The 8,450-nt window shown below is 70.3% G+C and carries 7 protein-coding genes and 2 tRNA genes; 8 read left to right on the top strand and 1 reads right to left on the bottom strand.

The window, feature by feature from the left end; genetic code table 11:
• Positions 1-188 precede the first annotated feature (188 nt).
• The 3 genes from ACWGDE_RS32635 to ACWGDE_RS32625 all read left to right on the top strand — a co-directional run bounded on the left by ACWGDE_RS32635 (position 189) and on the right by ACWGDE_RS32625 (position 2,128).
• The gene (locus ACWGDE_RS32635; RefSeq protein ID WP_453392653.1) at positions 189-650 is read left to right on the top strand and encodes a molybdenum cofactor biosynthesis protein MoaE; all 462 of its coding nucleotides are present in this window, start codon (positions 189-191) and stop codon (positions 648-650) included.
• 124 nt (positions 651-774) lie between these two features.
• Positions 775-972 carry a hypothetical protein gene (locus tag ACWGDE_RS32630; RefSeq protein ID WP_453392652.1) on the top strand — a complete coding sequence of 66 codons (198 nt, stop codon included), beginning with the start codon at positions 775-777 and terminating at the stop codon, positions 970-972.
• Positions 973-1,039: 67 nt separating this feature from the next.
• Positions 1,040-2,128, top strand: a complete 1,089-nt coding sequence (locus tag ACWGDE_RS32625; protein WP_453392651.1) for a YlbL family protein — start codon at positions 1,040-1,042, stop codon at positions 2,126-2,128.
• A 22-nt stretch (positions 2,129-2,150) separates the two neighbouring features.
• Here the strand turns inward: ACWGDE_RS32625 and ACWGDE_RS32620 are convergent, their stop codons facing one another.
• The gene (locus ACWGDE_RS32620) at positions 2,151-2,714 is read right to left on the bottom strand and encodes a PPA1309 family protein (RefSeq protein ID WP_453392650.1); all 564 of its coding nucleotides are present in this window, start codon (positions 2,712-2,714) and stop codon (positions 2,151-2,153) included.
• Positions 2,715-2,872: 158 nt separating this feature from the next.
• Here ACWGDE_RS32620 and ACWGDE_RS32615 point away from each other — a divergent pair, with 158 nt between their 5' ends.
• The 5 genes from ACWGDE_RS32615 (at position 2,873) to ACWGDE_RS32595 (ending at position 8,390) form a co-directional block, all read left to right on the top strand.
• Positions 2,873-5,758, top strand: coding sequence for a UPF0182 family membrane protein (locus ACWGDE_RS32615; protein ID WP_453392654.1), 2,886 nt, complete (start codon positions 2,873-2,875; stop codon positions 5,756-5,758).
• A gap of 44 nt (positions 5,759-5,802) precedes the next feature.
• Positions 5,803-5,876: transfer RNA gene (locus tag ACWGDE_RS32610), tRNA-Met, on the top strand.
• Positions 5,877-6,082: 206 nt separating this feature from the next.
• Positions 6,083-8,038, top strand: coding sequence for a tetratricopeptide repeat protein (locus tag ACWGDE_RS32605; protein ID WP_453392649.1), 1,956 nt, complete (start codon positions 6,083-6,085; stop codon positions 8,036-8,038).
• A 95-nt stretch (positions 8,039-8,133) separates the two neighbouring features.
• Positions 8,134-8,301 (top strand): hypothetical protein, encoded by a 168-nt coding sequence (locus tag ACWGDE_RS32600; protein ID WP_453392648.1) that lies wholly within the window; start codon positions 8,134-8,136, stop codon positions 8,299-8,301.
• Positions 8,302-8,316: 15 nt separating this feature from the next.
• Positions 8,317-8,390: transfer RNA gene (locus ACWGDE_RS32595), tRNA-Met, on the top strand.
• The last annotated feature ends 60 nt before the right edge of the window (positions 8,391-8,450 follow it).

Here is an 8,450-nt window from a genome sequence, read left to right as displayed (position 1 = left end):
CCTCAACCGCCGGCGGGGCTGAAAGATCGCCTCAAACGCCGGCGGGGCTGGATGTGCCCCGGGCGTGGCTGGATGTGCCCCGGGTGGGGCTCGGCCTGCGGGTTTCTGTAGGAGGCTCCCAAGGGGGTGGGCGGGGCCCTGGTGAAACGGCTATTTCGCCTTGTCAGTGGCTAGGGCACGATGGAGGTATGGCACCGCACTTCGACCACCCCGGCGAGCAGGCCGCTTCGGATCCGATCCGGCTCCTCGAAATCCGTGACACCCCGCTCTCGATCGACGAGGTCTTCCAGGCCGTCGGCGACGACGCGACGGGCGGTACGACGCTCTTCGTCGGCACGGTGCGCAACCACGACAGCGGGGCGGACGTCGACCAGCTCGGCTACTCCTGCCACCCGTCGGCCGAGGCCGAGATGCGCCGCGTCGCCGAGCGCGTCGTGGCGAAGTACCCGGTCCGCGCCCTCGCCGCCGTCCACCGCGTCGGCGATCTCGCCGTCGGCGACCTCGCGGTCGTCGTGGCCGTCTCCTGCCCGCACCGCGGCGAGGCCTTCGAGGCCTGCCGGATGCTGATCGACGACCTCAAGCACGAGGTGCCGATCTGGAAGCACCAGACGTTCTCGGACGGCACGGAGGAGTGGGTCGGCGCCTGCTGACCTCCGCGGCCGCCCTTTTTGCCCCATTCGGACGCGCAACACGCCCTCGATTTGCGTAACCCCCTCCCGGGTACCAGCGTTGAAGCCACCAACAACACGTACTTCGGGGTAGGGAGGCACGCCCATGGCGTCACTGGCGTGGTTGCTGATTCCGCTGTTCGCCGCGATCGGAGCGGCGATATGGGGCAGCTGGGCGGCACGCGACCGCACGACCGGCGACATATCCGAGCTCGCCGGCTACGCAAGGTTCCGCGAGGCCATGGGCAAGGCGGAACAGGCCCGGGCGAAGGCGGACGCGCACTCCGGCTCGGACGCCGTCTGAGGCGCCCGGCCCCCGTACGGACCGGCCCCGCAGGCCGCCGTTCAGGGCTGTCACGTACTGTCGGTCCATGCCACGCCGCACTGCGACGATGCTCGCTTCCACCCTGATGCTCTTCGCCCTGCTCTGCGCAGGGGTGTTCATGAAGGTCCCGTACTCGGAGATGAGTCCGGGCCCGACGGTGAACACGCTCGGGGACTCGCACGGCGAGCCCGTCCTGAACATCTCGGGGCACAAGACGTACCCGACCACTGGTCATCTGAACATGACGACGGTCCGCGTCACCGGTGCGGACTACGACATGAACCTGCTGGAAGCGGTGTACGGCTGGGCGGCGGGCGACAACATCGTCGTCCCGCACGAGAACCTGTACCCGAACGGCAAGACGGACAAAGAGTCCACGCAGGAGAACGCCGAGGAGTTCAGCCAGTCGCAGGAGAGCGCCAAGGTGGCCGCCCTCAAGCAGCTCGGCATCCCGGTCTCCGCGCGCGTGATCGTCGCCACCGTGGTCAAGGACAGCCCCTCTGAGGGCAAGCTGCACGCCGGCGACGTGATCAAGGCCGTGGACGGCGCCCCCGTCAACGCCCCCGGGGACGTGGCCAAGCTCGTCACCAAGCACAAGGCCGGCGAGCCCGTCGAGTTCACCATCGTGCCCGCGGCCGAGGCCGCCGAGGCCGAGAAGGCGCACCGCGAGCCCACCGGCACGACGAAGGTGACGATCACCTCGGCCAAGGCGGAGGGCGACGGTCACGCCATCGTCGGCATCCGGGCCGACACCGACCACACCTTCCCGTTCACGATCGACATCAAGCTCGCCGACGTGGGCGGCCCCAGCGCCGGCCTGATGTTCGCGCTCGGCATCGTCGACAAGCTGACCCCGGAGAACCTGACCGGCGGCAAGTTCATCGCCGGCACCGGCACCATCGACGACGAGGGCAAGGTCGGCCCGATCGGCGGCATCCAGATGAAGATCATCGGCGCCCGCCAGGCAGGTGCCGAGTACTTCCTGACGCCCGCCGAGAACTGCGCCTCCGCCGCGACGAACGTGCCCGACGGGCTCACGCTGGTGAAGGTCTCCACCATCGACGACGCGGTCAAGGCGCTGGAGAAGATCGGCAAGGGGGACACGGCCGGACTGCCGCAGTGCACGAAGTCCTGACCGCGCCCCCGGCCCCCGCCCGCTAGTCGAGGAAGGTGGCGGACAGCGCCTCGGCCAGCCCGGGCACCAGGGTCGCGCCGGTCAGCACCTCGTTCGCCGAGTCCTTCTCCCGCAGCCGTACGGCGGACTCCCGCGATCCGTTGCGCAGCACGCCCACGGTCAGCCGCACCTCCTGCCGGTCCGGGTGGGCGGCGACCCACTTGGCCAGCTGCTTGTCGCTGAGCCCCTCCGGCACGGAGGACTCCGCCGACGGCGGCAGCATCAGCCGCTCCACGGTCAGCGCGCAGCCGAGGACCGACGGGGGCCAGGCGATCGTTCCCAGGAACTTGTCCAGCGGGGTCCCGGCCGGCACCTCGTCCTGCTCGATCGGGGTGAGCTGGTTCTTGCCCGTGTCGTCCTGGTCGAGGCCGAGCTGGCGGGCGACGCCCGGCGCCTCCTTGCGCAGCCTGGCCGTGTCGACCAGGGCGAAGAGCCGGGCGGGCTTGTCCCAGCCGAGGGTGGAGGCGTACTCGTCGATTTCGAGGACGGCACGGGTCAGCGGGCTTGCCGCCATAGGGGTGCCGGGGGACGGCGAAAGGTTGGACATGGACAACATCCTGCCTCCTTTCCCCCGGATACCGGGAACTGACTAAAGCCTCAGTAAGTTGCATGAGTGGGCTCTACGATCGGGGCCCACTGCTTTGAAGAAAATCTCAGCATCACTTACACACACAGCGACTTTCGAGGTGCGCCTTGGCTTTCCAGATGCCGGACCGCGGCGGAGGCCCTTCCGGGCCCCGGATGAGAGTCGGCCGCCCGTCCCGGCGCGCCCGGACTCTTCTGATGACCTTGGGCGTCCTGGCCGTCCTGGCCATGGCGTTCATCATGTTCGCGGGCTTCTGGACGGACTGGCTCTGGTTCCGCTCCGTCAAGTACTCGACCGTCTTCACCACCACCCTGTGGACCAAGGTCGGCCTCTTCGCCGTCTTCGGCCTGCTGATGGCCGGTGCCGTCGGGCTGAACATCTGGCTGGCCCACCGGCTAAGGCCGCCGCTCAGCGCGATGTCGATGGAGCAGCAGAGCCTCGACCGCTACCGGATGAGCGTCGCGCCGTACCGCAAGTGGCTGCTCACGGGCATCTCCGCGCTGGTCGGCCTGATCGCGGGCGCCTCGGCGGCGGGTCAGTGGAAGACCTGGCTGATGTACGTGAACGGGGTGCCCTTCGGCCAGAAGGACCCCCAGTTCAACCTGGACGTGTCGTTCTACACCTTCGACCTGCCCTGGTACCGCTTCCTGCTCGGCTTCGGCTTCGCCGCCGTCGTGCTCTCGGTGATCGCCGCCGCCGTCGTGCACTACCTCTACGGGGGACTGCGCGTCACCAGCCCGGGTGCGCGGGCGACCGCCGCGGCGACCGGCCACCTGTCGGTGCTGCTCGGTCTCTTCGTCACGCTCAAGGCCGTCGCGTACTGGCTCGACCGGTACGGCCTCGCCGTGAAGTCCAGTGACTTCAAGGCCGCGGACAACTGGACCGGCCTGCGCTACGTCGACGCCAACGCCTACCTGCCGGCCAAGACGATCCTCGTGGCCATCGCGGCGATCTGCGCGGTGCTGTTCTTCGCGACGCTGTGGCGGCGCACCTGGCAGCTCCCCGTCATCGGCTTCGGCCTGATGGTCCTCTCGGCGATCCTGATCGGCGGGCTCTACCCGGCGATCGTGCAGAAGTTCCAGGTCCAGCCGAACGAGCAGGCCAAGGAATCCCCGTACGTCGAGAAGAACATCAAGGCGACGCGCGACGCCTACGGGGTCGCCGGCACGGACGTGTCCGACTACGCGGGCGTTCCGGCCGAGGGAACCGACAAGGCCAAGCTGCGCAAGGCGGCCGACACGACCGCCAGCATCCGCCTCCTCGACCCGAACATCGTCTCCCCGGCCTTCCAGCAGCTCCAGCAGGTCAAGGGCTACTACGCCTTCCCGTCGACGCTCGCCGTCGACCGGTACAGCGGCCAGGACACGGTCATCGGTCTGCGCGAGCTGAACATCGGCGGCATCCCGAAGAACAACTGGATCAACGACCACTTCAAGTACACCCACGGCTACGGCGTCGTCGCCGCCAAGGGCACCACGGTCGGAGACCAGGGCGCGCCGGACTTCACCCAGTCCGACCTGCCCTCCAAGGGCATGTTCGGCACGGACTTCGAGCAGCGGATCTACTACGGCGAGCAGACGAAGCAGTACTCGATCGTCGGCGGACCGCAGAAGGAGCTCGACTACTCGGACGACAAGGGCGAGAAGGAGACGAGCTACAAGGGCGACTCCGGCGTCAACCTCGACAACCCGGTCAACCGCGCCGCGTACGCCCTCACCTTCAGCGAGCCGCAGATCCTGTACTCCGGGGCCATCGGCGAGGGCTCGCGCATCCTGTACAACCGCACGCCCAAGGAGCGCGTCGAGGCCGTCGCCCCGTGGCTGACCATCGACGGCGCCCCGTACCCGGCGGTGATCGACGGCCGGGTCAAGTGGATCGTCGACGCGTACACGACGACCAACGGCTACCCCTACGCCTCGCGGACCACGCTGGGCGAGAGCACCCACGACTCGCTGACGAACAATCAGCGTGCCGTGGTGGCCCAGGAGAACCAGGTCAACTACATCCGCAACTCGGTGAAGGCCACCGTCGACGCGTACGACGGCACGGTCGACCTGTACCAGTGGGACACCGAGGACCCGATCCTCAAGACGTGGATGAAGGCGTTCCCGGGCACGGTGAAGGCCAAGAGCGACATCTCCAAGGCGCTCATGGACCACATCCGCTACCCGCAGGACCTCTTCAAGGTCCAGCGCGAGCTGCTGACCCGGTACCACGTCACCGACCCGCAGACCTTCCTCAGCGGCAGTGAGGCCTGGGCCGTCCCGGACGACCCGACGACCAAGGCCGGCACGGCGGTCCCGCCGTACTACCAGTCGATGAAGATGCCGGGCCAGAAGGAGAAGGACCAGGTCTTCTCGCTCACCACGACGTTCACGCCGAACGAGCGCGACAACCTGAGCGCCTTCATGGCGGTCAACGCCGATCCGGGCACCCCGGACTACGGCAAGATCAGAATCCTGAAGCTGCCGACCAGCAAGCCGGTCGACGGCCCCAAGCAGGTGCAGAGCAAGTTCCAGTCCGAGCCGAAGATCGCCGAATCCATCCGCCTGCTGCGCGGCGGCGACTCCGAGGTCGAGTACGGGAACCTGCTCTCGGTGCCGCTCGACGGCGGAATGCTCTACGTGGAGCCGGTGTACGTGCGCAGCTCCGGGCTGAAGTACCCGCTGCTGCGCAAGGTGCTCGTGACCTACGGCGGCCAGACGGCCTTCGAGGACACCCTGGAGAAGGCGCTGAACGTGGTGTTCGGGGCCGAGGCGCCGACCACGCCGACCAACCCGACCACCCCGCCGGGCGACGGCACCACCACCCCGCCGCCGACCGGCCAGGACCCGACGGTCAAGGCGGCGCTCGCCGAGGCGCAGAAGGCGGTCGAGGATGCCGACAAGGCGCTGAAGGCCGGCGACTGGGCGGCGTACGGCAAGGCCCAGACCGATCTGCAGGCGGCACTGAAGCGGGCGATCGAGGCGGAGGCCAAGCTGGCGGCCGCCAAGCCCGCCGGATAACGGTAATGGCCCCACCCCGCGTCGTGATACTGTGGTTTTACCGACGCGGGGTGGAGCAGCTCGGTAGCTCGCTGGGCTCATAACCCAGAGGTCGCAGGTTCAAATCCTGTCCCCGCTACTGAAACGAAGGCCCGGATCCGATGGATCCGGGCCTTCGTCATGCCCGGTGCGGTCGAGCTTCTCGCCGACGCGGGGTCGCTGGGGTGGGTGAGTTGGGGGCTGCTCGTGTTTGACTTGTCTCTCTGTGGGCATGTCGACAAAACGCTGTAGTGACCTCACTGGCTGCGACATACCAGGTGTACGCGGGTAGCAGGTGATGCGACGATGGGATTTATGGGGGACAGGTCAACTCTGCTGGAGACAGGGCGGTTTGTGAGGGCGGAGTCCGAATCGGGTACGGAGGCCGATGGGGCGGCTCAGACCGTTGACGTGCGGACCGCGATGACCACGCGGCCGGCACGGGAAACGGCGGCCGAGGCTTCCGTGCGCGCACATTCGGCCACGCGGGGGCTCCGGACGGACCGGACGGCCCAATCGGCGCAGGACGACGCGGTGTTCGACGACGAGGCGTTCACGCTGGCCGACTCGACCAGCGACGCCGAGCTGGAGGCCCGCCACCGCGTCGCCGCCGACAAGGGGGACCCGGGCGCGATGAGCGTGCTCGGGGCCCTCCTGCTGCGCCGCGGCGACCTCGCCGGAGCCGAGCCGTACCTGCGCGGGGCCACGGCGGAGGGCGACCGCGCCGCCGCCAACAACCTCGGCGTCCTCCTGCACCAGCGCGGCTACCCCGACGAGGCCGCCGGCTGGTGGCGCGTCGCCGCCGTGGCCGGATCGGCTCCGGCCGCGCACGCCCTGGGCCGCCACTACCGCGAGCGGGGCGACGAGCCCGCGGCCGAGTACTGGATGCGCCAGGCGGCGGAATCCGGCCACGCGCTCGGTGCGTACGGGCTCGCGGACCTGCTGGAGCACCGCGGGGACAAGGGGGTCGAGCGCTGGTTCCGGGCCGCGGCCGAACAGGGGCACCGCGAGGCCGCGTACCGGCTCGCGCGGCACCTGCGCAAGGGCGACCCGGCCGAGGCCGAGCAGTGGTACCGGCAGGCCGCCGCGCGCGGGCACCGGCGCGCCGCGCTGCACCTGGGCACGCTGCTGGAGGCGCGCGGCGAACTGAAGGAGGCCGGGCGCTGGTACCTGACCTCCGCCAAGCAGGGCGAGCCGCGGGCGGCGTGCGCGCTCGGCTTCCTGCTGCGCGACGCCGGCGACGAGGAGAACGCGGCCTCGTGGTGGCTGCGGGCCGCGCAGGACGGCGACGGCAACGCGGCGAACGCGCTCGGTGCGCTGCACGCCGCGCGGGGCGAGACCCAGACCGCAGAGAAGTGGTACCGGGCCGCGATGGACGCGGGCGACCAGAACGGGGCGTACAACCTCGCGCTGCTGTGCGCCGCGCAGGAGCGGACCGCGCAGTCCGAGCAGTGGTACCGGCGGGCCGCGTACGCGGGGCACCGCGAGGCGGCCAACGCGCTCGCCATCCTGCTGCTGCAGGGCGGGGACGCGGCGGGCGCGGAGCCGTGGTTCTCCAAGGCGGCCGAAGCCGGCAGCGTGGACGCCGCGTTCAACCTCGGCATCCTGTTCGCCAGCCGCGACGAGGACCGCACCGCGCTGAAGTGGTACGAGAGGGCGGCGTCCGCGGGACACACCGACGCGGCGCTCCAGGTCGGCATCGCGCTGGTCCGGGACGGCGAGGAGCGCGCGGCGGAGCGGCACCTGCGGTGCGCGGCGGGCGGCGGCAGCGCGGAGGCTGCCTTCCGGCTGGCCTCCCTGCTGGAGTCCCTGGCCCCGCCGCCGGAGCCGGTGGCGCTGGGCGAGCCGGTGGGCGGCGCGCCGAAGACCGAGAGCGAGGAGTGGTACGAGCGGGCCGCCGAGCTGGGGCACCGGCGGGCGCAGGTCCGGATCGGCATGCTGGCCGCGGCGCGGGGCGAACTGTCGGTCGCCGCGCGCTGGTACCGGGAAGCGGCGGAAGCGGGCTCGCGCAACGGGGCCTTCAACCTCGGGCTGTTGCTGGCCCGCGAGGGCAACGAGCCGGAGGCGGCGCTGTGGTGGACGCGGGCGGCGGTGGCCGGGCACGGCCGCGCGGCCCTTCGGCTCGGGCTGCTCGCCGCCCGGCAGGGGGACCTGGCCGAGGGTCAGAAGTGGTGCGTGCGGGCGATGGAGCTCGGCCCGGCGGAGGTCTCGGAGCGCGCGGCCCGGCTGCGCGAGGCGCTGGCCGAGGAACTCTCGGCCTGACCCGGCCCGCCCGCGCGAGCACGTGGAGTACATGCGCGAGCGGGGTCGGGAAGGTTCCGGGGGATCCGGAGCTGGTCGCCGCCGCCATGGGGGGCATGATCTCGATGCTCGGGTACTCGGCGCTGACCGCCGGGGTCGCGCTCGTCGGCGACGAGGTGGTCGACGCGCTCACCTCGCTGCTCCTGCACGGCCTGCGGGGGCCCGAGGGGCGGCCGGAACCCGGCCGGTTAACCGATTTGCATCTGCTCGCCGGGCTCGCGTAGAGTCAGGTTTACCGACGCGGGGTGGAGCAGCTCGGTAGCTCGCTGGGCTCATAACCCAGAGGTCGCAGGTTCAAATCCTGTCCCCGCTACTGAAGGCTCGAAGGCCCGGATCCTCTGGATCCGGGCCTTCGGTCGTTTCCGGATGCCAA

The organism is Streptomyces sp. NPDC054956 (assembly GCF_053609185.1).
Note: the sequence above shows the minus strand (reverse complement) of the source record. Positions and strands in the feature narration are given on the sequence as shown.